The sequence below is a fragment of the Kribbella sp. NPDC026611 genome (assembly GCF_040638345.1).
In the GTDB taxonomy this organism is placed as follows: domain Bacteria; phylum Actinomycetota; class Actinomycetes; order Propionibacteriales; family Kribbellaceae; genus Kribbella.
Window position 1 is genome coordinate 18235 of sequence record NZ_JBEZYC010000001.1, and the last position, 21830, is coordinate 40064.

The following is a 21830-nucleotide window of genomic DNA, read 5'->3' on the forward strand; positions in this document are numbered from 1 at the left end:
CCCATGGAACTTGACCACTACCTCGAGTCGGTCCGGCGGAGCGTCGAGAACGCCACCGCGCTGGCCGACGACCAAACTCGCTCTGTGGCCCAACGCCTCGGGGCAACGCTGGATGACGCGGGCCGCCTGGCCCTCATCTCAGCCCTGTCCGACGCCGCCGGGGAGATCAGCCGCGAGCTGTCCCCGGGCTCGGTCGAGCTCCGGATGGCCGGTGGCCGTCCCGAGTTCGTGGTGACGCCGGCCCCCAGCCAGCTCACCGGTCCGGACGAGACCGACGACATCGACGACGAGGTCGACGACGAGACCGCCGAGCAGCTCGTGCTCGACGCCGACGAGCCGACCGCGCGGATCACGCTGCGGCTGCCGATGTCGATCAAGAACAAGGTGGACGAAGCCGCCAACGCCGAGGGCATCTCCTCGAACGCGTGGCTGATGCGCACCGTGATGACCGAGCTGAGCGACCGCGGCCGCCGTGGCCACCGTCCGCCCCGGCCGCCGCGCCCGCCGCGCGGTCCGGTGTTCGGCCCGGACGGACCGCTGGGTCCGAACGGCCCGCTCGGACCCGACGGCGTCTTCGGACCGAATGGTGTGTTCGGCCCGGGTGGACCGTTCGGCGAGGAGGGCGTCTTCGGCTCCGACCGCGGCCGCCGCGGCGAGCGCGACTGGCGCCGGGACGAGCGGGACCGCCGGCGCGACGAGAAGGAGCGCCGCCGGGAGGACAAGGACCGCCGCCGCGGAAACGACGGCCCGGGCAACCGCGTACAGGGGTGGGCAGAATGAGCGGCTTCAAGCAGCAGATCATCGACGACGAGAACGAGCGGATCGAGCGGATCCGGATCGAGATCGGCTCCGGCCTGGTCGCCATCACCGGCAACCTGGACGGCGAGGGTACGGCGGTCTCGATCGAGGTCGAGGACGGCTCCGAGGAGGACGTGATCATCGAGGTCGTCGACGGCGAGCTGATCGTCGAAGGCCCGCGCAACGTCCGCCGCGGTCCCGAGATCGAGGTCCGGATCGCCACGTCGGAGGTGCTGGACGCCCGGATCAAGACCGGTTCGGGCGACATCAGCTCCGAGGTGCCGCTGAACGCGGCCCGGTTGGCGACCGGTTCGGGCGACGTCACGCTGACCCGGGTCGAGGGCGCTCTGGCCGTCAGCACCGGCAGCGGTGACGTCAAGGTCGACCGCACCGCCGACGTGGTCCGGGCGACCACCGGCTCGGGGTCGATCACGATCGACGAGGCCGCCGACGCCCTCGGGCTGAGCACCGGCTCCGGCGACGTCCGGGTCGGCGACGCGAGCGGCCCCACCACCGTCAAGGTCGGCTCGGGTGACATCACCATCGAGCGGATCCGCGACCACTCGGTCGCCACCTCCGGCTCCGGCGACGTCCGGGTCGAGGTCGCCGACGGACCGAGCGTCCAGGCCGAGACGGCCAACGGCGACGTCGAGATCGGGGTTCCCGACGGCGTCCCGACGTACCTCGACCTGAAGACGGTCACCGGACGGATCCGGTGCGACCTGGAGCCGAGCAAGAAGCCGGCCGAGGGCGAGCGTTCGCTGACCCTGCGAGCCCGCACGGTCTCCGGCGACATCACCGTCCTCAAGGTCTGACCCACCACCGCACTCGGTCCCGTCTGTCATCGGTACGGCGGGACCTGGGCGAAGCATTGCCGAAAACCAACCACAGCACGGGGACTACGCGAGGGAGCAGGATCATGATCACCGAACACCAAGAGGTTGCCCGCTACCGCGTCGCCGAGCAGCTGCGCGCTGCCGAGGACCGGGCCCAGCGTCACGACCGCCGGGTCGGCAGCAAACCGGCCGCGGGTCCGCGGAAGGGACTGGCCGCCGCACTGCGCCGGATGGCCGACCGGCTGGAGCCGATGTCCGCGCCGCGGACGGTCGAGCCGGTCGGCCGGCACCGCGGAACCGGCCTCTCGATCGTGCGATGAACGGCGTACCACTGACCGGCGCTGCAGCCGCTCTCTACAGCCTGCTGCAGCGCCTGGGTCTCCTGACCGAGAAGGCACCGTCCCAGCGGTAAACCCCCAGGCACCTGCAGCTTCCTGCAACGCCTGTGGATAACCCAGATCCGACCTACTCACACTGCTAGCGTTCGAGCGGTCATTTCACGGTCGACTGGGGAGAGTAACCAACCATGCTGCGTCCGCTGGTCGCAACGACAGCTGTCACCGCCGCCATCGTCTTGCTGGCCGGATGCGGTGGCGACGACAAGAAATCCAGCTCCGGCACTGGCGACGGTGGTGCCACGTCGACCGCGTCGACGACACCGTCCGCGCCGAGCATCCCGAACTTCGATCCACCCAAGGCGTTCAGCGTCGCGGCGGCGTACCCGTCGATGGGTCATCGGACCCGGTCGACGCTCGACAAGTCCCAGATGGGTATCGCCGGGCAGGTGGCCCTGGTCGGCAGCTGGGTGAGTCTCAACGGGTACGACGTCGGTACTCCGACGAACCGCTGGGTGGTCCCGTCCAAGTCGGCCGACACCACCGTCGTCAGCGGAGCGACCAAGCCGATGGCCGTCAAGGTCGACGGCAAGGACGTCGCGCTGGTCGCGTACGCCGAGACCGACAAGGGCAACGGCACGCAGAAGCCGCAGGGCCTGGTCGTCATCCAATGGATCGACGTCATGACCGGCAAGAAGCTCGCCGAGATCTCCACCCCGGTGAGCACGGTCGAAGGGACCGGCACCGACCCGGTCGGCACGCCGAACCTCAACGACACGGCCTACGACCCGGAGACCGGACAGATCGCCGTCGGCGTGACCACCACCGGAAGCGCCAGCGTGAAGACGGTGTACGCGGACCCCAAGACCCAGAAGGCCACCATGGTGCCGGGCATCAACCCGGCCGCCGTGCACAACGGCGTGATCGCGGGCGCGAAGGGCCAGCAGGCCGACAGCGCCACGGACGGCACGATCGTGCTGGCCGACGGCGCGAGCGGCAAGGTCACGAAGCAGGTCCCGTTGAAGCAGGCCTACCTGAAGCCGCTCGCCGGCGCCTCGAAGCACGCGTACTTCTACGGCATGAGGTACACGGACTACGGCGCGGGGACCAAGGCCCAGGCGATCTTCGCGGTCGACCTGTCGACCGCTGCGGTGGTGCAGACGGTGCCCGCGATCCCACAGGAGTCCGACAGCTCCCTCGACTGCTTCGCGGACGAGGCGACCTCGGTCGTCTGCACCAGCGCGACGCTTACCGGCGGCCCGCAGGAGATCCTCGGCCTCGACGACGCGACCGGCAAGAAGGTCTGGGGCTTCACGAGCAAGTCCGGCGCCCGCGTCGTCCCCAGGGTCACCGCGGCGTACCACGGCGTCGTGTACGCGAAGACCGAGGCGCAGCCGGTGCTCCTGGACGCGAAGACCGGCCAGGACCTGCCGAGCGCCGCTCCGTCGACAAGCCCGAGCTCGAGCTCGAGCGACAGCCCGTCCGCCGGCGACACGCCCTCGACCGGCAGCACGCCCTCCTCTGGTGACAGCCCGACGCCCGGTGCCACGCCCTCGGACGGCGAATCGCCCGGCACCAGTGACCTGAGCCTCTTCAACGGCCGGCTGGAATCGCCGTCCGCCGTGTCGCCGTACGGCGGCATCTACCGGCAGGAGCCGAACGGCGACGACTACGACACCGAATCGGTCGGCATCTTCCTCAAACCGACCGCCTGACGATCGAAAAGGGCCCCGCCGGAGCGGGGCCCTTTTCGCTTTACACGTCCGTGCGGTGGAAATTCAGGTACGAGCGGGACGGCGTCGGGCCGCGCTGGTTCTGGTAGCGCGAGCCGTACTTGCTCGACCCGTACGGATGCGCCGCCGGGGAGGACAGCCGGAAGAAACAGAGCTGGCCGATCTTCATCCCGGGCCAGAGCTTGATCGGGAGGGTCGCGACGTTGGACAGCTCCAGCGTGACGTGGCCCGAGAAACCGGGGTCGATGAACCCGGCGGTGGAGTGGGTGAGCAGGCCCAGGCGGCCCAGCGACGACTTGCCCTCGAGCCGGGCGGCGACGTCGTCGGGGAGCGTGACCAGCTCGTACGTCGATCCCAGGACGAACTCACCGGGATGCAGGATGAACGGCTCGTCCCCCTCGGGCTCGACCTGACGGGTCAGGTCGGGCTGTTCCTCGGCCGGGTCGATGTGCGGGTACCGGTGGTTCTCGAAGACCCGGAAGAACCGGTCCAGCCGTACGTCGACACTCGACGGCTGCACCATCGCAGCATCGAACGGATCCAGCTGGACCCGCTTCGCGTCGAGCTCGGACAGGATGTCGCGGTCGGAGAGCAGCACGAACGCAAAATAGCAGCGTCCGGGGCGTGGGCCCAGCCCGCGGGCTGGTGGTGCGTCGTCCGGAGCCCTCAGCTCTCCGGCGGGAGCACACCACCAGACCATCCACGGGCGGTGGTTCCGGGGCCGTTGCGGCGCGCCAGACCAGGGCCCGAGGCAACTACCTCAGTCGGAGAGCTTGTTGAACTTCGACACCTGGCCGGCGAAGGTCTTCACCTGGGCCGGCGACCAGTCCTTGAGCAGGTCCTCGATCACCTTGTGCCGCTTCTTCCGGGCCGCCGTCAGCTTGCGCTTGCCGGCCGCGGTCAGCGTCAGCAGGGTCGCGCGCGCGTCCGACTTGTCGGCCGCCCGCTTCAGCAGGCCCTCCTCCTCGAGTCGCGCGCAGGCCCGGCTGACCGGACCCTTGTCCACCTCGAGCGCTGCCACCAGGTCGGCCATCCGAACCGGTGCCAGCTCCTCCACGTGGTTCAGCAACGCGTACTGTGCCGGCTCCAGGTCCGGGTGCGCCTCGTCGGACAGCGTCCGCTGCAGACCACGCAGCCGCCGTGCCAACGTGACGAGCTCCTTCTCCAGGTTGTCCACCGCGTCACTAGTGTCTGTTGCCACCGTTCACCCCTTCATCCAGTTGCCCCGCAACCATTTTGTCCGGTCCGTGCCCGGACCGCATCCTCACGTTGCGTCGAATGTTGCCCCCGGCAACGCGTTCTAATCTGCCAGAAGATGACGAACCTGCCCAGTCCTGGGCGTGCCCTTTGTGGAAAACTGCCCAAGAACCCCTGCCGCAAACCGTCCGCAGACGCCTTTTCGGTGCATTCGGCACCTTCTGGACGGACAATCTCCTGATTGCGCAACAACCCCCGACCCGATTCGCCCCGACCGGTTCACGCCGTGGGTGCTCCAAACGAACTCCGAGCCGGCCACTGGAGTCCACCGGACCCCCGAAGTAGGTCCGGCGCGCCGGACCCACCGTGCCCGCGCCCCCACCCATCGGTTATGCTCTTCTCCGTTGCCGGACAGACTCCGGCAACGCGCGGGTGTAGTTCAATGGCAGAACATCAGCTTCCCAAGCTGACAGTGCGAGTTCGATTCTCGTCACCCGCTCCATTGGTCAGCACAAACAAGCCCCAGGTCGGTGACCTGGGGCTTTCGCATGTTCACTGATCGTCGATCAAACGGTTGACCCAGGCGGACAGTTGCCTGGGTCAACCGGGTGCGGATCAGATGATCGGGCCGGTGTTGATGGAGACGTTCGCCTGGGCGCCGATGAACGGGTTGTTCACGGCCCAGAGGTCACCCGGCTGGTAGTTCGGGACGTCGAAGTCGCACATCACCCAGCCGCCGGCCTCGCCGCGGTAGTTGAAGCACTCGCGGCCCCACTGGGTGTGGCTGGGCAGCGACTTGATGGTGCCGGCCGCGGACTGGCCGTTCGCCTTGGTGTCCTTCACCCAGACCTTGTCCGAGCCGGACTGGTAGCACGCCTTCGCGCCCGTCACCGAGACGCAGGTGACACCGGACGGCGGCGCACCGCTCGGCTTGCCCTCCGTGGCCGACGCCACGGTCGCCGTCCCGGCCGCGATCACCACCGCCACCGTCGGAACCGCGACCAGTACGCGTCCAAGCCTGCTCATGCACATCTCCCTCAGTCAGAACCTCAGCTCCCGTAGACCTCGAGCTCGACGATCCGGGAGTAGGTGTGGTCGTTTCCGTCGAGGCAGAGGATACGTACGGCGTCGGCCGACACCGGGGCGAACGTCGACGTGACATGTCCCACGGTGTTCCCGCGGACCTGAGCAACGGTCTGCCAGGTCCCGCTGACTCGGACCTGCACGTCCCAGTCCCGCAACCCGTTGACCCGGGCCGGGTACTTCGTCGAGTCCAGCGTGTACAGCTCTACCCGGTTCACGGTGGCCGGCGCGGACAGCGCGACGTCGTACGTGTCGGGGAAGACCGCCCGGGTCCCGTCGTTCCAGCCGGTCAAGGTGTCCCAGTGCTCGGAGTCCTTGTCGCCGTCGAGCGCGCCGCAGAGGGTGAAGTTGCCATGCGTGGACGACGCGGTGGCCTGCTCGCCGAGCGCGAGGTTCTCGCCCGGCCCCTTCGGCGGCAGCGGTTCGACGGTCACTGGAACGTTCAGTCGCGAGTCCCCGACCTCGAGCTTGTAGGTCCCTGGCTTGGCGTCGCGCGGTACGCGGACCTCGACCGGCGCCGAGACCGGCTGGTCCGGGTCGACCGCGGGCAGCCAGGACGAGAACAGCGTCCGCGACAGCTGGAGCGGACCATGTGGGTCGAGCGTCAGGTCGGCGTACCGGGGGTTCTGGCCGGTGTTGGTCATCGTCAGCGTGAGGTTGGCCGGGAAGCACGGCAGCCCGACCACACTCAGCGCGGCCGGGGAGACACCGACCGCTACATCGGTTGCCTTGGGCATCGAGCTCGGGCCGAGCGCGGCGCCCACCAGTAGGGTGGCGGCGACGACGCGGGAGATCTTCATGACAGCACCTCCGCGATCCCCGGCCGGCCGTCCTCGACGAGCAACTTGGCCCGGGTGCTCACCGTGCCGTCCGGGACCGAGACCTTGTCGGCGACGCGGTAGTCGGAGATCCACCGCTCCGGCGTGACGCTGCAGCTGACGTACCCGCGCTGGAAGTTGCCGAACTTGATGTGCGGATTCTCCCGGAGCAGCGTCGCGCCGCCCGGATCGAGGTCCTCGCCGTCCATGCCGGAGGTGATCGACGTGCCGACGAACTCGGCGCCGACCGTCGCCGACGCCGGATCGGTGAAGTCGAGCTTCAGGTCCGACGCCACGCTCCGGTGCAGGTCGCCGGCGATCGAGACCAGGTTGCGCACCCTGCGCGCCGCGGCGCCGCCGAGTACCCGGTTGCGCGAAGCTTCGTAGCCGTCCCAGGTGTCCATCGGTACCAGTACCTGCGGCCCGTCCTTGGTGTCCAGCCGGGCGATCGCGGTCTGGTGCGCCATCACGTTCCACCGCGCCCGCGACACCGACCAGCCGTCGAGCAGCCACTTCTCCTGGGCGTCGCCGGTGATGGTTCGCGACGGATCCGCGGTCTCCGGCCCGGGCGCCTTCGTCCCGTCGCCGTACGCCTGGTCCGACCGGTACTGCCTGGTGTCGAGCACGCTGAACTCGGCCAGCCGGCCGTAGCTGATCCGCCGATAGAGCTGCATGTCCGGACCATTGGGCAGCTGGGCGAGCCGCAGCGGCATGTGTTCCCAGTACGCGCGGAACGCGTTGGCCCGCCGTACCAGGAACTGCGCCGGCGGCGCGCTCGGATGCGCCTCGTCCGCCCAGTTGTCGACCACCTCGTGGTCGTCGAGCGTCACGATCCACGGTGCGGCGGCGTGCGCCCGCTGCAGGTCCGCGTCCAGCTTGTACGCCGCGTACCGCTGCCGGTACTCGTCCAGCGTCACGGTCTGCTGGGTGATGTACGGCTCGTTCGAGTGCGGCCGGATACCGCGGTCGATACCGAACTCGTAGATGTAGTCGCCGAGGAAGAACACGACATCGTGGTCCCGCTGCGCGAGGTCGGCGTACGCCGTGTACCAGCCCTCCCACCACGCCTGGCAGGACGCGAACGCCAGCGAAAGCTCGGACAACTGGGCGTCAGCGGCCGGCGCGGTCCTGGTCCGGCCGATCGGGCTAAGCTGCCCGTTCACGCGGAAGCGGTACCAGTAGTGCCGCCACGGCCGCAGTCCTCGTACGTCGACATGTACCGAGTGGCTCGACTCGGGTCGCGCCTTCACGGTCCCGCGCCGTACGACGTGACGGAACCGCTCGTCCTCCGCCACCTCCCACGACACGGCGACCGGACGCCGATCCATCCCGCCGAACGGGGCGAGCGGCTCGGGCGCGAGCCGCGTCCAGATCACGACCGCATCGGGCAGCGGATCACCCGAGGCCACGCCGAGCGTGAACGGATCCCGCCGATCCGGCCGACCGGTCCACCCGGCTGCCGCGGCCTTGATCTCGGGCAGGTTGCCGGCCAGCGCGAGCGCCGCGGCGGCCCCGCCGACGGTCAGGAAACTCCGACGACTACTGATCATTGCCCCACCCGATCATCGAGAAGTGAGCGCATCCGTAACGCGAGATTACGAGAAGTTCACACAATCGGGTGGTGCAATGACCGCATCCGGCCTCAGCGGGTGACGATCTTCGAGGCTGGTGGGGCGGTGATACGGACGGGCTTGTTGTAGTCGGACATGGTGATCAGCATCGACACGCCGGAGAAGTCGAACGCCATCCGGCGGACCAGGTGCGCCTTGTCCATCCACAGCGAGTACGTCATGGTTCTGGGTGCTCCGGCAGGCAGCTTCTTGCCCTGCAGGCCGAGCGCCTTGGCGGTGCTGAGCACGACGTCGTACCGGTCAAGCAGCTGACCGTCGATGCGCTCCGAGCGGACGAACTTCACGCTGCCAACGCCCGCGCCGAACGACTTGAGGATCTTGGTCGGGTCGCCGCCGTCGAGCATCTGGCCGACGTCGCCGGCCTGCGCGCCCTTGACCTTCAGGTACTTGCCGGCCGGGGTCATGCCCGGAATCGACAGGTAGGCGGCGTTCCCGATCGCCAGCACCTTGAAGGTCTTGCCTTCGAAGTCTCCGCCGCTCATGGTCAGCGACGCCGCCGGCGGATTCGCGGTCTGGAAGCCGTCCATGGTCATCACGGTGCTGCCGTTCGCGGTCATCTTGCCGACGATGTGCCACGACTTCTGCTTGGTCAGCGCCGCGTTCATCGCCGGTACGAACGTGACTCGGTTCAAGCGAGCGGTCGTGGGCTTGGCCTTGAGTGGCGCCGCGGTGTTGACCACGACCGGAGTCTCGGTCGGGGTCGACGGCTTGTAGCCGGTGGCCGCGGGCTTGTCGCCGCCGCAGGCAGCCAGACCGAGGGCGAGTGGTACTGCGGCCACGGAGGCCAGGGCGGCACGAAGCTTCATATGAGAGATCCTCCCCAGGTGATGCAGACGAGGGATCATATGGTCTGGACCACCTGCGGAGGAAGACTTTTGCACCTAGTGGCAGTTAGGGCGTGGCTGGTGATTCCCCGCCTACTGCGGGGCACTCGGCACGGCACCTCGCCGCACGGGGGCAAAGGCCACGATGCTCCGCATCGAGACCTTCGCCCCCGCGCGCCGAGCTACCGCACCGAGCACCTCCTCGCTACGGCGCGGAATCACCAGCCACGCCCTAGTCGCCACGCTTGACCGACGCGAGCAGGAGCTGGGCGACGTCCTGGACCTCGACCTCCTCGCGGGCGGAGCCGTCCGCCTGCTTGGCGGTGAGGCCGTCGGAGAGCATCACCCGGCAGAACGGGCAGCCGGTGGCGATCTTGTCCGCGCCGGTCTCGACTGCCTCGGTGGTCCGGTTCAGGTTGATCCGCGAACCGAGCTTCTCCTCCATCCACATCCGCGCGCCGCCCGCGCCGCAGCAGAACGACTTCGTCTGGTTCCGCGGCATCTCGGCGTACTCCGCGCCCGGGATGATGTCGAGCAGCTCGCGCGGGGCGTCGTACACCTGGTTGTGGCGGCCCAGGTAGCACGGGTCGTGGTACGTGATCTTCTGGCCGTTGAGCGAGCTGTCGGCCGGCGCGACCGGGGTGAGCTTGCCGTCGCGGACCAGCCGGTTCAGCAGCTGGGTGTGGTGGATGACGTCGAGCTCGACGCCGAGCTGGGAGTACTCGTTCTTCAGCGTGTTGAAGCAGTGCGCGCAGGTGGAGACGACCTTGCGGACCTTGGTCTCCTTGAAGACCTCGGCGTTCTGCATCGCGAGCTGCTGGAAGACGAACTCGTTCCCCGACCGCCGGGCCGGGTCGCCCGTGCAGGTCTCGCCGTCACCCAGCACGGCGAACGTGACGCCGGCCAGGTTCAGCAGCTCGGCCACGGCCTGCGTGGTCTTCTTCGCGCGGTCCTCGAAGGCGCCGGCGCAGCCGACCCAGAACAGGTAGTCGACCTCGTCCAGCGACTCGACGTCGGCGCCGACCTGCTTGACCTCGAACGGCAGGTCCTTGGCCCAGTCCATCCGGCCGGACGGGTTCATGTTCCACGGGTTGCCCTTGTTCTCCAGGCCCTTGAACAGCCCGTTGAGCTCGGACGGGAACGACGACTCGATCAGTACCTGGTACCGGCGCATGTCCATGATCGCGTCGACGTGTTCGATGTCGACCGGGCACTGCTGCACGCAGGCGCCGCACGACGTACAGGCCCAGAGCGCGTCCTCGTCGATGACCGCTACATCCGCTGGTCCGACCAACGGTTTCTCCTGCTCGGCGAGCACCAGCTCGGGCAGCGACTTGCGGCTGTCCTCGTCGGCCGCGAGCAGGTACGGCGCCTTCGCGTACGCGTGCTCGCGCAGGCCCATCATGATCAGCTTCGGCGACAGCGGCTTGTCGGTGTTCCACGCCGGGCACTGCGACTGGCAGCGGCCGCACTCGGTACAGGTGGTGAAGTCGAGCAGGCCCTTCCAGGTGAAGTCCTCGACCTTGCCGACGCCGAGCGCCGCGTCCTCGTCGAGCTCGTCGATGTTCTCGAAGTCGATCGGGGCGCCGTTGACCATGATCGGCTGCAGCGCGCCGAGCGCCGTACCGCCGTCGGCCTCGCGCTTGAACCAGATGTTCGGCCAGGCGGTGAAGCGGTGCCAGGCGACGCCCATGGTCGCGTTCAGCGAGATCGTGATCATCCACGCGAACGAGATCAGGATCTTGACCATCGCGACCAGGTAGACCGCGTTCTCCAGGCCGTGCTCGCTGAGCCCGCCGAAGAGTCCGGTGCCGAGGAAGAACGTGCTCGGATAGTGGAACTTGTCGCCGTCGCTGAGCTGGAACTCGAGACCGCGGAGCAAGAGGATGCAGATCAGTACGCCGAGGATCGTGTACTCGACGTAGTACGCCTGCCAGGAGGTCGAGCCGTAGAAGCGGCTGTAGCGGCCGTTCTCGCCGGCCGACCGGCGCGGCAGGTTGCGCAGCCGGATCGCCATCAGGCCGAGGATCGAGAGCAGGCCGGTCCAGGTGAGCGCTTCGCTAACCCACTCGAACACGAACCAGTGCCCGATCACCGGCAGCGCCCAGTGCGGGTCGAACAGCTGCCCGAACGCGGTCACCAGGGTCAGGAACAGCCCGATGAACCCGAAGGCGACGAACCAGTGCATCACCCCGATGTGGCTCCACTGCAGCATGCGCGTGTGCCCGAGCGACTCCTTGGCCAGCGTGATCGTGCGCTTGCCCGGGTTGTCCGTGCGGGCGGCCGGCTGACCCAGCTTGATGACGGACACGATGTGACCGATCGTCTTGCCGAACAGCGCGACCCCGACCAGGGTCACCGCGAGCGAGACGACGATGGCGAGGATCTGCATACCAGCGATGTTATTGGTTGGTTACTCGTCAGTCATGTCGATGCGGCCCTCATCACGCCCGCGTGTTTCCTCACACCTGGGTCGGCTAGTCGGCGAGGCGGGTGAGGCGGGCGGCTACGGCGGGGCGGCGGGGGTCGTGGGTGGGGAGGTCGGCGGCGAGGGTTTCGAAGATCTCGCGGTCCTCGGCGCCGGTGCTGGTCTGGGCGAAGCGCCAGAGGAGCTCGGGATCGTCGGCGTCGAGGACGGCGCGGCGGAGGGTGGCGTCGAGTTCGTCGCGTTCGGCGCGCAGGGCCGGGGCGTCGGAGCGGACGAGGAGCGGACCGGCGTACAGGTCGAGCGCAGTACGCAGGTCGCCGGCGCGGATCGCCGTCTGGACGTCGGTGGCGTCGCCGGTCACGTCGGCGATGATCCGGTACGGCTTGGTGTCGAGGACGCCGCCACCGAGCAGGTTGCGGAGGCGGTGCATCTCGGCGCGGACGGTGGTCGGGTTGCCCTCGTCGCCGTACAGCTGCAGCATCAGCTGCTCGGCCGTCAGTCCGGACGGGTGCAGTAATAACAGTGCGAGTACTTCGGCCCGCCGCAACGTCAACCCGATCTCGCGACCGCCGACAACCGCGGCCGGCTGGTCCGAGCCGAGCAGCCGCAGCCGCAACGACGGCCGGGTCCTGAGTCCGGGCCGACCGGGCATTCGTAGCAGGAAGCCCTCGTCGAGCCGCTCGATCAAGCCCTCACGGCCGTCGCCCAGATCGATCCGGTCCGCGCCTTCCGGTACGACGAGCCGGTTGGGCAACCACTCGAGCGGCTGTACGGCGAGCACTCGCCCGGTCGGCGTCAGCAGCGCGCCCGGTGCACCGCCCAACGCCATCAGGTGCCGCATGTTGCGCGCCCGCAGCATCTCGTCGGCCGCGGCCATCCGCACCCGCAGCTGACCCTCGGCGAGCTGAGCCGCCGCCGTCACCAGCGCGACCATGGCGGGATGGACGGTCCGCAACGGACCGGAGACATCGACGGCGCCGAGCAACTTGCCCGTGTCCGGGTCGTGCACCGGCGCCGCCGCACAGGTCCACTCGTGGATCCTCCGGACCAGGTGTTCGGCCGAGTGGATCTGCACGGGCTGGCCGACCGCGAGCGTCGTACCCATGCCGTTGGTGCCGATCTGGTCCTCGGACCACACCGCTCCCTCTGACAACGCGATCCGGTCGGCCTGCCGCTTGACGTCGGCCGCGCCTTCCCGCCAGAGGATCGTGCCCTGCGCGTCGGTGATGATCATGATGTGCGACGCCTCGTCGGCGATCGACGTCAGCGTCTGGCGCAGTACCGGAAGGACCGCGCGCAGCGGGTGATGCTCACGCAGGTCCTCGACCAGCTGGTGGTCCAGGATCAGCGGCGGCGCGTCCAGCTCCGGGTCGACCGCAGCGGCGAGAGAACGCTCCCACGACGCGGCGACCAGCGGGCGCGGGTCCGCGGCCTCGGGATTGCCGCTGAGCACGTCGTCGTACAGCTCGCTCAGCCGGCGCGCCTGCTCCGGTAGGTCCATGCCGCCTCACTCCACGGTGCAACGACGACGTGCAACGTCCGTGCAACGTCACCCAGCCTACGTTCGGTCCAAGCGAAGGAGGACCGTATGACGATCTTTGCAGCTCCCGGGCAGGAAGGCAGCCCGGTCACCTACAAATCGCGCTACGAGCACTACATCGGTGGGGAGTGGGTGCCGCCGGTCAAGGGCCAGTACTTCGAGAACCCGACGCCGGTCACCGGCGAGAACTTCACCGAGATCGCCCGCGGTACCGCGGAGGACGTCGAGGCCGCGCTCGACGCCGCCCACGGCGCCGCGCCCGCGTGGGGCCGGACGTCGCCGGGCGAGCGGGCGAACATCCTGAACAAGATCGCCGACCGGATCGAGGCCAACCTCGAGCTGCTCGCGGTCGCCGAGAGCTGGGACAACGGCAAGGCCGTCCGCGAGACGCTCGCCGCCGACCTGCCGCTGGCCGTCGACCACTTCCGGTACTTCGCCGGCGCGCTGCGGGCTCAGGAGGGCTCGGTGTCGGTGATCGACGACGACACGATCGCGTACCACTTCCACGAACCGCTCGGCGTGGTCGCCCAGATCATCCCGTGGAACTTCCCGATCCTGATGGCGACCTGGAAGCTGGCGCCCGCGCTGGCGGCCGGCAACGCCGTCGTCCTGAAGCCCGCCGAGCAGACCCCGGCCTCCATCCACGTGCTGATGGAGCTGATCGCCGACCTGATCCCGCCGGGCGTGCTGAACATCGTCAACGGGTTCGGCGTCGAGGCCGGCAAACCGCTTGCCTCTAGCAACAGAGTGGCCAAGGTCGCGTTCACTGGTGAGACCACGACCGGCCGGCTGATCATGCAGTACGCGTCCGAGAACATCATCCCGGTCACGCTCGAGCTCGGCGGCAAGAGCCCGAACGTGTTCTTCGCCGACGTCGCGGCCGCCCGGGACGACTTCTACGACAAGGCGCTCGAGGGGTTCACGCTGTTCGCGCTGAACCAGGGCGAGGTCTGCACCTGCCCGTCCCGGGCGCTGATCCAGTCGTCGATCTACGACCAGTTCCTCGGTGACGCGGTCGGGCGCACGCAGGCGATCAGGATGGGCAACCCGCTCGACACCGAGACGATGATGGGCGCCCAGGCGAGCAACGACCAGTACGAGAAGATCCTGGCCTACCTCGAGATCGGTCGCGCCGAGGGTGCCCGGGTGGTCACCGGCGGCGCTCCGGCCGAGCTCGACGGGGACCTGGCCGGCGGGTACTACATCCAGCCGACGATCTTCGAGGGCGACAACAAGATGCGGATCTTCCAGGAGGAGATCTTCGGGCCGGTCGTCTCGGTGACCAGGTTCGACGACTACGCCGACGCGATGAAGATCGCCAACGACACGCTCTACGGGCTGGGCGCGGGCGTGTGGTCGCGGGACATCAACACGGCGTACCGCGCGGGCCGCGAGATCCAGGCCGGGCGGGTGTGGACGAACAACTACCACGCGTACCCCGCGCACGCGGCGTTCGGCGGCTACAAGAACTCCGGCATCGGCCGCGAGAACCACAAGATGATGCTCGAGCACTACCAGCAGACGAAGAATCTGCTGGTCTCCTACAGCCCGCACAAACTCGGCTTCTTCTGATGGTGGAGAAGGTGTTGCTGACGGAGTTGGCGGCGGACTGGCTCCGCCGCCTGACCGAGATGCACGGCCCGCTGATGTTCCACCAGTCCGGTGGCTGCTGCGACGGCAGCTCGCCGATGTGCTACCCGGACGGGGAATTCACCACGGGGTCGGCGGACGTGCATCTCGGCGACCTGAAGGTCGACGGCCTGGACCAGCCGATCGCCTTCTGGATGTCCGCCAACCAGTACGAGTACTGGAAGCACACCCAACTCACCGTCGACGTCGTCAAAGGCCGAGGCAGCGGCTTCTCCGTAGAAGCCCCCGAAGGCGTCCGCTTCCTGATCCGCTCCCGCCTCTTCACCGACCAGGAGACCGCAACCCTAGGCCTCCCCTAAGCGAGTGCCGACCGTCCGACGGCGTTGCCGGACGGCCGGCACTCTTGTGTACGGCGGCAAGAGCGATCTGGCTGATCCGCGCCAAGACCTCCCGCGGTGGTCGGCGCAGGTTGATCGGGGCGGCGACGATCTCTACGTCCGTGTTCTTGATCCGGCGGCGGATGTCGCTCCCGCCGCCGGCGTAGATCAGCCAGGCGACCCGGACCTGGAGGGCCGTGCAGTAGGCGAGCATCTGGTAGTGGTCGGCGTTCGCGTTACTGCCGGTGCTCGAGGCGAGCTTGTACTTCGCGTCGAAGATGACATCCGGCACACCGGCCTCATCACGATGCACGACGTCCACATTCATGGAGATGTCGCCATGGGGGTCGTCGGCAGCTCCAGTTCGGCCGGCGGACCAGTCTCCGTCTCCGGTCAGATAGGCAGGCAGTTGCGCCTCGAGCCGCCCAGGGCAGCCCGAGAGGGCGTCCGCGAGGGCGACCGTGACGAAGTCTTCGAACACCTTCCACATGACGACGACGAACGCCGACATCTCGACGCCTCGTGCCGATACGCGCGTGGAACTGTGGCGGAGCAGGATCTCCGCCAGGCTCAGAGCTGAGTGATAGCGATCGTTGAGGCGCGTGGGCTGCCAGCGCGGCGCCGGCGTCCCTGGCAGCAGCCGCGTCACGCCCGCAAACCGCGCGGCGAGATGGAGCAGCTGTCGCCGGGTCTCCGACGGGATGCGCGGTACGCCGAGCATCAGGTGGATTGCGGCGAGCAGGATCTGGTTCTCGGCGATGTCCGGACTGAACTCGTCGTACCTCACCTCGATCGGTACGACGGATCCCGGTCGGCGCCGAAGCTGGTCCTCGAACGCGATCCGGCCGCGAACCGTCAGCAGCGCCTCCTGCTCGGTGCGATAGCCCTGCAGCAAACCCGTCGTCAGCGCTCGCTCGACCGATGCCACCAGGGACTGCGCCATGGCCGGCCACAGATCGTCGTACGTTTCACCCATGACCGTCTCCGGCCGGAAGACTCGGTCCTTGGCGTAACCGAGGAGGAACAGCAGGTGCGCCACTCCCAGCTTCTGCTTCGGGGTCACCTCGATCTGGAGGTCGTCGAAGCGCACGGCCCCGACTCGGCCGTTCGGCAGTAGCCGGTAACTCCCGGCGTCCAGTCGCCGTACGTCGACGAGCGCTGACTGCTCGAGCAGCGACGCCTGGATGGCGGTCAGCTGGACCTCGATGCCGACGGGATCGAGCTCGTCGAGCGACTCGTACCTGAAACTCATCAGGCGTCCGGTGGCACGTCTGCCTTGGTGCGCTGCTCGATACGCCTCCGCAGCGCAGCCAGTCCGAACTCCTCGTCGATCAGCTCGGGGGATTTGCTGCCGTAGAAGTGCTCGTGGAGCAGCGGCAGGATGTCGTAGCGCCAGACCAGGTCCAGTGCGCCGGGTGCGTCCAGCCCGTCCCGCATCAGGTACGACGGTCCGATGTGCAGGTCATGACCGCGTTGGCCCATCGTCCGGTTGAGCTCCTCGAGGAGTTCGACGCGGTCGTCGGTCAGCTGCTGACGTCTCGCGAACTCGGCGAGCACTCCACTCACCGGCTCCCGCCGCGGGTGCATCTCGTAGAACGGAAACCGACGCCGGATGGCCGCGTCGACAAGCGCGATCGAGCGGTCGGCCGTGTTCATCGTGCCGATGATGAACATGTTGTCGGGCAGGCTGAACGGCTTGTCCGGCCGGTACTGGAGCCGGACGGTCTCCTCCCGGTACTCGAGCAGGAAGTACAGCTCGCCGAAGACCTTGGCCAGGTTCGCGCGGTTGAGCTCGTCGATGATGAGCACGTAGGCCTTGTCCCTGTTCTCCGCCTTGGCCGCCTCCGCGGCCATCAGCTTGAGCGGACCGTCCTGCAGCGCGAAGTGCGCCTGACCGTTCTTCTCGACAGGCCGGAATCCTTCGAAGAAGTCCTCGTAGGCATAGGAAGGGTGAAACTGCACAAGCCGAACCCTGCTGGGGTCCTGTGACCCCGCCAACCGTTCCGCAAGCTTCTTGGCGACGTAGGTCTTACCGGTGCCAGGAGGTCCGTAGACGACGAGCTGGCGACGCCGGTTCAGCAGCTCGACCAGCTCCTGGAGCGGTGCGACCGGCATGTACAGGGAGTCGGCCAGGTCCTGCGTGACGGCCGGAAGCACGACCCGCTCGAGCGGCTTCGGGCCACCCGGCTCGGTCGGCGCGATCGTCTCGACCTCCAGCAGGGCGGACAGGAGATCGCGTACCGCCGTGAGATCGACGACGTGGCCTTCTTGGTCCAGCGCCGCGCTGAGTTTGGCCGGAAGCTTCCCCAGTGGTGTCCGCGACTCAGACCAGACGACCGGCCGTGTCAGCAGGGACGGCGCGTTCTCCGGCGGGACATCGTCGACGGTGCCAATCAAGAGCCGCTCGTCAGTCAGCGTGACGACCAGGTCCTCGGGCAGCACGCCTTCGAGGAACGAATGGAATGCTACGGCGAGCTCTTCCCGCTGGGACGGTGGCAAGTGTGCATAGCCCTCGTTCACGAGATTCGAGACTGACTTGGCGTCCATGTCGGGTGTCAGCGCCAGCCGCGCCTCGTCACGGAGATCGACACAGCCGTCCTCGACCCACCGGAACACGTCGTCAGTCGAATCCGCGCGGACCAGCCAAGCCCGCCGCCCACCCTGCGAGGTACGACGCCATCGGCCTTCATACGGTGGCTTGTACCACGATTCGATGGTCTTGTTCTTGCGACGGTAGAAGGTGTGGAGGGCGACGAGGTCGCGCGTGACCTCGTCGTCGTGGTCACCGCTCGGCTTCCCGATGTCAGCGATCAAGCCGTTGCGGATCTGCCGGCGCTGGGCGACGCTGACGATCGACGGGAACAGGCCGGGCCAGGCGAGGTACTCGACGACGTACCGAATCGATGGTGAGTCGTCAGGCACGCCGGCCGTTACCTCGCGGAAGGCGAACGGGTCCCGCAGTGCCTCGTCGACGACCTCCGGTGGTTGCTCGAGCCAGTGGAGCACGAACCGGCAGAGCCACTGCAGGTGCTCGGGCGCCTTGACGTGGTAACCCTGCCCACCTGCGAACGCGTGACCGTCGTCCAGTCCAGCCAGCTGTGCATCCGGCAGGACGGGTTTGCCCGCCATCGAGCCGAGGATGCCGCCGATGCGCTCGATCTTCGTCGAGGCCTTCATGTCGTGCAGCGGCGCGTCCCTGAGGTAGAGAAACTCGGCGGCGAGGCAGAGGACCTCGTCCGGCGCGCCCTGGAGCTGCTGTGCAAGCCGGTCGGCGAATCGCTGGCCACCTTGGCCCGTCGTCAAGCGGTCGGACAGCTCGCGTGCGGCCTCGACCGACCAGCTCCGGACTCCGCTGACGAGCGCCGAGGTTTCACCGCGTAGGCCGGCGCTCAGCACTTGCCACGCCGCGCGCTCCATGGTGGGGCAGACGCCCGCGCCGCGATCGACCTGGACCTCGTCGGTGCGTCCGTCGCGCCAGTGCTGCAGCTCGGCACTTTTGATCGGCGGCCAGGTATCGGGCGCGTCCCACTTCAGGACAAGCCAGCTGAGGCCTTGGGCATCCAGTCGGTCCCGGAGCACCGGAGTCTCGTCGCCCCACCTCTCGCGCAGGTCGTCGCAGAGCGACAGTAGGGCCTCGTAGCGCTCGCGTGGGGTGTCGCCGGGACGCTCGCCGACCCGGACTGCCCAGCCCTTTCCAAGCGCCGGGCGGTACGGCGGGAACGAGGCGGCATCGACACCGAGGAGAAGACACGACGCGAAGACCGTTCGGTCGCCTGGGCTGACGTACTCACCCCAGCTGCCGAGCTGCTCGGCGAAGGCGTCGATACCTTCGACTCCCGCTGAGGCATGCAGCTGTCCGAACGCGGCCCGGACCTGATCGGGATGATCCTGGATCCGGTTGCGCAGCCAGGTCCCGGAGAACTGGTCGATCAGATTCCCTGCGCCGACCGCCTGTCGGAGCCGCTCCGCCCAGTCGGCGCTGCCGGTCTCACAGGCTGCGCCGGCGGCGGCCCACTTCTCCGCCGCCTTCAGTTTGTAGTGGCGCTCTTCTTTGTCGAGATCGATGTGCTCGGTGAGCTCACGGGCCCACCGGAGAAACGGTTCCCAGCCGACGCCCTGGGCCTCACCTTCGCGTTTCGACGCGCGGTACCGGCGGGTGGCCTCGAGCCACAGTTCGTCGGGTGACAACTCGTCGAACGCTTCCGCTCCGCTGTCCGTCAGCGCATAGGCTTGGCTTTCGTCCCGTGTCAGCCAGCCGGCAAAGGTGGATCGGGACATCGCCACCGTGGCGGCGGTACGCCAGCGGACCTGTCCACCCGCGTTGGTACTCATTTCGCGCTCGTTGAGGTCGATCAGCTCGGCGACTCGCGAGAGGATGTCCGGGGCGCGCATCGGGCCGGAGCTCGACGCCAGGACCTTGTAGATGGTGTGCGTCAGCAGTCCGCGCCGTACCCCATCGTTCGAATCAGGTCCCTCTGCGTCGACGTGGCTCATTCCCCGACACTAGCGGCGAGCGGCCGCCTGGTTACCGATCGCCGAGCACGTCGCGGTAGATCGCGGAGCTGTCGCGGTCTGCTGTGTTCGTCTTCAGTTGCAGGATCCGTAGGCGTTGCTCATCGCTGGCGTTGCGCAGTCTCAAGGCGTCTGGCACGTGTGGGCGGTCGGTGATGTGGAGCCAGAAGGTGAGGTCGATTTTCCAGGTGGGCGTGTGTAGGACGACGTAGAAGCGCTCGTCTGTTATTGCCGGGGTTGGACGTCTGTCGGCTCGCTCGTCTCGGAAGTCGGCGGTGCGTAGGTCGACCTGGCGTGACAGGGTCGTCAGGCCGTGGAGGATCGTCGGGGTGTTCGCGTCGGGGGCGTCGAACATGACGTCGAGGTCGCGGTCGACCATCAGACCGGAGAGCGCGCTGCCGATCAGCACCGGCTGCCACGGGAACGCCGCGGGGAAGTCCAGGTGGGAGAAGAGGTGTCGGGCCTCGGTCTGCAACGCCTTGGCTTGCTCGACGAGGGTCATGCTGTCGACGGTAGCGGTAGTCCCGTGTCGAGGGTGGGGTGGGAAACGCAGGGGGAATCCTTCGAGGGGAGTCGGAGGGGCGAATCGGCGTCAGGGCGGGGAAAAGTGAGTGGGGGCGGGTTCAAACCCATGACATTTGTCGTGGGTCGGATCGCTGGCTGAGGGGCGCCCGGTGGACGGACGATTTCGGGCACCCCCAACTCAACGCCGGCCTCCGCCCCGGCCGTACGGGACGGTGAGCGGAGGCCTGCCCAACTCGAGGAGTCCAGTTGAGGCAACGGATTCTCGTGTCCGCCCTGGGCGCCGGCGCTCTTGCCGTCGTCGGACTGACCGCCCAAGGGGCTGCTGCAGCCCCGACCCCCTACACCGCCGGAAAGCACGCCACCAGGGTGTGCTCGGCGACCACGGCCGCGCACACCGCAGCCTGCAACGCGATCAAGCTGGTGAACGACAAGGGCGTCGTCCCGGCCGCCACCACGCCGCCGTCCACCGGGCTGACGCCGGCTGGTCTGCGGGACGCGTACAAGCTGAATGGCCTGGCCGCGAACGGCCGGACGGTCGCGATCGTCGATGCCTACGGCTACCCGAACCTCGAGCGCGACCTCGGCGTCTACCGCTCCCAGTTCGGCCTGTCCGCGTGTACGACGGCCAACGGCTGCCTGCGGGTGATCAACCAGAGCGGCGGGACGTCGCTGCCGCGGTTCAACGCCGGCTGGGCGGGCGAGCAGGCGCTCGACGTCGACGCGGTCTCGGCCGCGGCACCGGACGCCAAGATCGTCGTCGTCCAGGCGAACTCGGCGAGCTTCGCGGACCTCGGCACGGCCGTGGTCACGGCGTCGAAGCAGCCCGGCGTGGTCGCGATCTCGAACAGCTACGGCGGCGGCGACGCTTCCGACGCGACGTACGGCAGCTACTACAACCACCCGGGTATCGCCGTGACCGCGTCCACCGGTGACAACGGCTACCAGGGCGGCAGCTACCCGGCGTCGTCGTCGTACACCACGGCCGTCGGTGGTACGTCGCTGGTTGCCGCGAGCAACTCGCGCGGCTGGAGCGAGACCGTGTGGAGCGGCGCGGGATCCGGCTGCTCGACGTACAACACGGCGCTGAGTGCGGCCGCGTCCTTCGGCACCGGGTGCTCGAAGCGCGCGATGGCGGACGTCTCCGCCGCGTCCGACCCGGCCAAGGGCGGGATGGCGATCTATTACCCGACCAGCAAATCCGCCTCGACCTGGGCGCAGTTCGGTGGCACCAGCGAGGCGGCGCCGATCATCGCCGCGGTCTACGCGCTGTCCGGCAACACCTCCGGGTACGCGAACGCGTTGCCCTACGCCAACCCGGGTTCGCTGTTCGACGTGACCAGCGGCAGCAACGGATCGTGCCCGACCACCCAGTGGTGCAACGCCCGCACCGGCTGGGACGGCCCGACCGGCCTCGGTACGCCGAACGGCGCCGGAGCCTTCTGAGCGACACCCTGCGACCGGACGGTGGCTGCCTGCAACCACCGTCCGGTCGCAGCTAGTACTGTTCCGAGCACGAAGGACAACCCTCGACTCCACGGCATTCCGGGAAATGTCTTCCGCGGGCGCCCGCACAGGCTTAGTGTCAGCCCCCGGGACGGGTCGT

Annotated in this window: 18 protein-coding genes and 1 tRNA gene; 8 read left to right on the forward strand and 11 right to left on the reverse strand. The window is 68.3% G+C overall.

What is annotated here, in order from left to right; translation table 11 throughout:
* Positions 1 to 3: 3 nt before the first annotated feature.
* The 4 genes from AB0E69_RS00115 (at position 4) to AB0E69_RS00130 (ending at position 3684) form a co-directional block, all read left to right on the forward strand.
* A complete protein-coding gene (locus AB0E69_RS00115; RefSeq protein WP_360136968.1) occupies positions 4 to 780 on the forward strand; it encodes a hypothetical protein in 777 nt (258 codons plus the stop codon).
* Positions 777 to 1613 carry a DUF4097 family beta strand repeat-containing protein gene (locus tag AB0E69_RS00120; protein ID WP_360136971.1) on the forward strand — a complete coding sequence of 279 codons (837 nt, stop codon included), beginning with the start codon at positions 777 to 779 and terminating at the stop codon, positions 1611 to 1613. The genes AB0E69_RS00115 and AB0E69_RS00120 overlap by 4 nt, the downstream gene beginning before the upstream one ends.
* A 104-nt stretch (positions 1614 to 1717) precedes the next feature.
* Complete coding sequence (locus AB0E69_RS00125; protein WP_360136974.1) at positions 1718 to 1954, forward strand: hypothetical protein; 237 nt, start codon at positions 1718 to 1720, stop codon at positions 1952 to 1954.
* 206 nt (positions 1955 to 2160) lie between these two features.
* A complete protein-coding gene (locus tag AB0E69_RS00130; RefSeq protein WP_360136977.1) occupies positions 2161 to 3684 on the forward strand; it encodes a hypothetical protein in 1524 nt (507 codons plus the stop codon).
* Positions 3685 to 3724: 40 nt separating this feature from the next.
* Here the strand turns inward: AB0E69_RS00130 and dcd are convergent, their stop codons facing one another.
* Positions 3725 to 4300, reverse strand: a complete 576-nt coding sequence (gene dcd, locus AB0E69_RS00135) for a dCTP deaminase (protein WP_360136980.1) — start codon at positions 4298 to 4300, stop codon at positions 3725 to 3727.
* Between the two features lie 162 nt (positions 4301 to 4462).
* On the reverse strand, positions 4463 to 4903 hold the full coding sequence (locus AB0E69_RS00140) for a MarR family transcriptional regulator (RefSeq protein ID WP_360136983.1): 441 nt from the start codon (positions 4901 to 4903) through the stop codon (positions 4463 to 4465).
* 424 nt (positions 4904 to 5327) lie between these two features.
* Between AB0E69_RS00140 and AB0E69_RS00145 the strand changes: the two genes are divergently transcribed.
* Positions 5328 to 5401: transfer RNA gene (locus AB0E69_RS00145), tRNA-Gly, on the forward strand.
* Between the two features lie 113 nt (positions 5402 to 5514).
* Here the strand turns inward: AB0E69_RS00145 and AB0E69_RS00150 are convergent.
* The 6 genes from AB0E69_RS00150 to AB0E69_RS00175 form a co-directional block, all read right to left on the reverse strand.
* Positions 5515 to 5925: a hypothetical protein gene (locus AB0E69_RS00150; RefSeq protein WP_360136986.1), complete on the reverse strand. Its 411-nt coding sequence runs from the start codon at positions 5923 to 5925 to the stop codon at positions 5515 to 5517.
* A gap of 23 nt (positions 5926 to 5948) precedes the next feature.
* Positions 5949 to 6782: a hypothetical protein gene (locus tag AB0E69_RS00155; protein ID WP_360136989.1), complete on the reverse strand. Its 834-nt coding sequence runs from the start codon at positions 6780 to 6782 to the stop codon at positions 5949 to 5951.
* Entirely contained in the window at positions 6779 to 8350 is a 1572-nt protein-coding gene (locus AB0E69_RS00160) for an alkaline phosphatase D family protein (protein WP_360136992.1), read from the reverse strand. The genes AB0E69_RS00155 and AB0E69_RS00160 overlap by 4 nt, the downstream gene beginning before the upstream one ends.
* A gap of 92 nt (positions 8351 to 8442) precedes the next feature.
* Positions 8443 to 9237 (reverse strand): hypothetical protein, encoded by a 795-nt coding sequence (locus tag AB0E69_RS00165; protein WP_360136995.1) that lies wholly within the window; start codon positions 9235 to 9237, stop codon positions 8443 to 8445.
* 250 nt (positions 9238 to 9487) lie between these two features.
* A complete protein-coding gene (locus AB0E69_RS00170) occupies positions 9488 to 11647 on the reverse strand; it encodes a (Fe-S)-binding protein (RefSeq protein ID WP_360136998.1) in 2160 nt (719 codons plus the stop codon).
* Between the two features lie 85 nt (positions 11648 to 11732).
* Positions 11733 to 13184 (reverse strand): GAF domain-containing protein, encoded by a 1452-nt coding sequence (locus AB0E69_RS00175; protein ID WP_360137001.1) that lies wholly within the window; start codon positions 13182 to 13184, stop codon positions 11733 to 11735.
* A gap of 87 nt (positions 13185 to 13271) precedes the next feature.
* Between AB0E69_RS00175 and adh the strand changes: the two genes are divergently transcribed.
* Positions 13272 to 14795, forward strand: coding sequence for an aldehyde dehydrogenase (gene adh / locus AB0E69_RS00180; protein ID WP_360137004.1), 1524 nt, complete (start codon positions 13272 to 13274; stop codon positions 14793 to 14795).
* Positions 14795 to 15172 carry a DUF779 domain-containing protein gene (locus AB0E69_RS00185; RefSeq protein ID WP_360137007.1) on the forward strand — a complete coding sequence of 126 codons (378 nt, stop codon included), beginning with the start codon at positions 14795 to 14797 and terminating at the stop codon, positions 15170 to 15172. The genes adh and AB0E69_RS00185 overlap by 1 nt, the downstream gene beginning before the upstream one ends.
* Here the strand turns inward: AB0E69_RS00185 and AB0E69_RS00190 are convergent.
* The 3 genes from AB0E69_RS00190 to AB0E69_RS00200 are packed head-to-tail and all read right to left on the reverse strand — an operon-like array spanning position 15135 to position 20204.
* The gene (locus tag AB0E69_RS00190) at positions 15135 to 16442 is read right to left on the reverse strand and encodes a hypothetical protein (RefSeq protein WP_360137010.1); all 1308 of its coding nucleotides are present in this window, start codon (positions 16440 to 16442) and stop codon (positions 15135 to 15137) included. The two genes, AB0E69_RS00185 and AB0E69_RS00190, sit on opposite strands and share 38 nt — an antisense overlap.
* Positions 16442 to 19684, reverse strand: coding sequence for an AAA family ATPase (locus AB0E69_RS00195; protein WP_360137013.1), 3243 nt, complete (start codon positions 19682 to 19684; stop codon positions 16442 to 16444). Before AB0E69_RS00195 ends, AB0E69_RS00190 begins: the two co-directional genes overlap by 1 nt.
* 31 nt (positions 19685 to 19715) lie before the next feature.
* Complete coding sequence (locus AB0E69_RS00200) at positions 19716 to 20204, reverse strand: hypothetical protein (protein ID WP_360137016.1); 489 nt, start codon at positions 20202 to 20204, stop codon at positions 19716 to 19718.
* A gap of 269 nt (positions 20205 to 20473) precedes the next feature.
* On the opposite strand from AB0E69_RS00200, the gene AB0E69_RS00205 reads away from it, so the two are divergent.
* Positions 20474 to 21670: a hypothetical protein gene (locus AB0E69_RS00205; protein WP_360137019.1), complete on the forward strand. Its 1197-nt coding sequence runs from the start codon at positions 20474 to 20476 to the stop codon at positions 21668 to 21670.
* Positions 21671 to 21830 lie beyond the last annotated feature (160 nt).

Bases quoted from the DNA above. Each gene is read 5' to 3' on its own strand.
- AB0E69_RS00115 (WP_360136968.1), top strand. From the start codon at position 4: ATGGAACTTGACCACTACCTCGAGTCGGTCCGGCGGAGCGTCGAGAAC.
- AB0E69_RS00120 (WP_360136971.1), top strand. From the start codon at position 777: ATGAGCGGCTTCAAGCAGCAGATCATCGACGACGAGAACGAGCGGATC.
- AB0E69_RS00125 (WP_360136974.1), top strand. From the start codon at position 1,718: ATGATCACCGAACACCAAGAGGTTGCCCGCTACCGCGTCGCCGAGCAG.
- AB0E69_RS00130 (WP_360136977.1), top strand. From the start codon at position 2,161: ATGCTGCGTCCGCTGGTCGCAACGACAGCTGTCACCGCCGCCATCGTC.
- AB0E69_RS00150 (WP_360136986.1), bottom strand. From the start codon at position 5,925: ATGAGCAGGCTTGGACGCGTACTGGTCGCGGTTCCGACGGTGGCGGTG.
- AB0E69_RS00155 (WP_360136989.1), bottom strand. From the start codon at position 6,782: ATGAAGATCTCCCGCGTCGTCGCCGCCACCCTACTGGTGGGCGCCGCG.
- AB0E69_RS00160 (WP_360136992.1), bottom strand. From the start codon at position 8,350: ATGATCAGTAGTCGTCGGAGTTTCCTGACCGTCGGCGGGGCCGCCGCG.
- AB0E69_RS00165 (WP_360136995.1), bottom strand. From the start codon at position 9,237: ATGAAGCTTCGTGCCGCCCTGGCCTCCGTGGCCGCAGTACCACTCGCC.
- AB0E69_RS00170 (WP_360136998.1), bottom strand. From the start codon at position 11,647: ATGCAGATCCTCGCCATCGTCGTCTCGCTCGCGGTGACCCTGGTCGGG.
- AB0E69_RS00175 (WP_360137001.1), bottom strand. From the start codon at position 13,184: ATGGACCTACCGGAGCAGGCGCGCCGGCTGAGCGAGCTGTACGACGAC.
- adh (WP_360137004.1), top strand. From the start codon at position 13,272: ATGACGATCTTTGCAGCTCCCGGGCAGGAAGGCAGCCCGGTCACCTAC.
- AB0E69_RS00185 (WP_360137007.1), top strand. From the start codon at position 14,795: ATGGTGGAGAAGGTGTTGCTGACGGAGTTGGCGGCGGACTGGCTCCGC.
- AB0E69_RS00190 (WP_360137010.1), bottom strand. From the start codon at position 16,442: ATGAGTTTCAGGTACGAGTCGCTCGACGAGCTCGATCCCGTCGGCATC.
- AB0E69_RS00195 (WP_360137013.1), bottom strand. From the start codon at position 19,684: ATGAGCCACGTCGACGCAGAGGGACCTGATTCGAACGATGGGGTACGG.
- AB0E69_RS00200 (WP_360137016.1), bottom strand. From the start codon at position 20,204: ATGACCCTCGTCGAGCAAGCCAAGGCGTTGCAGACCGAGGCCCGACAC.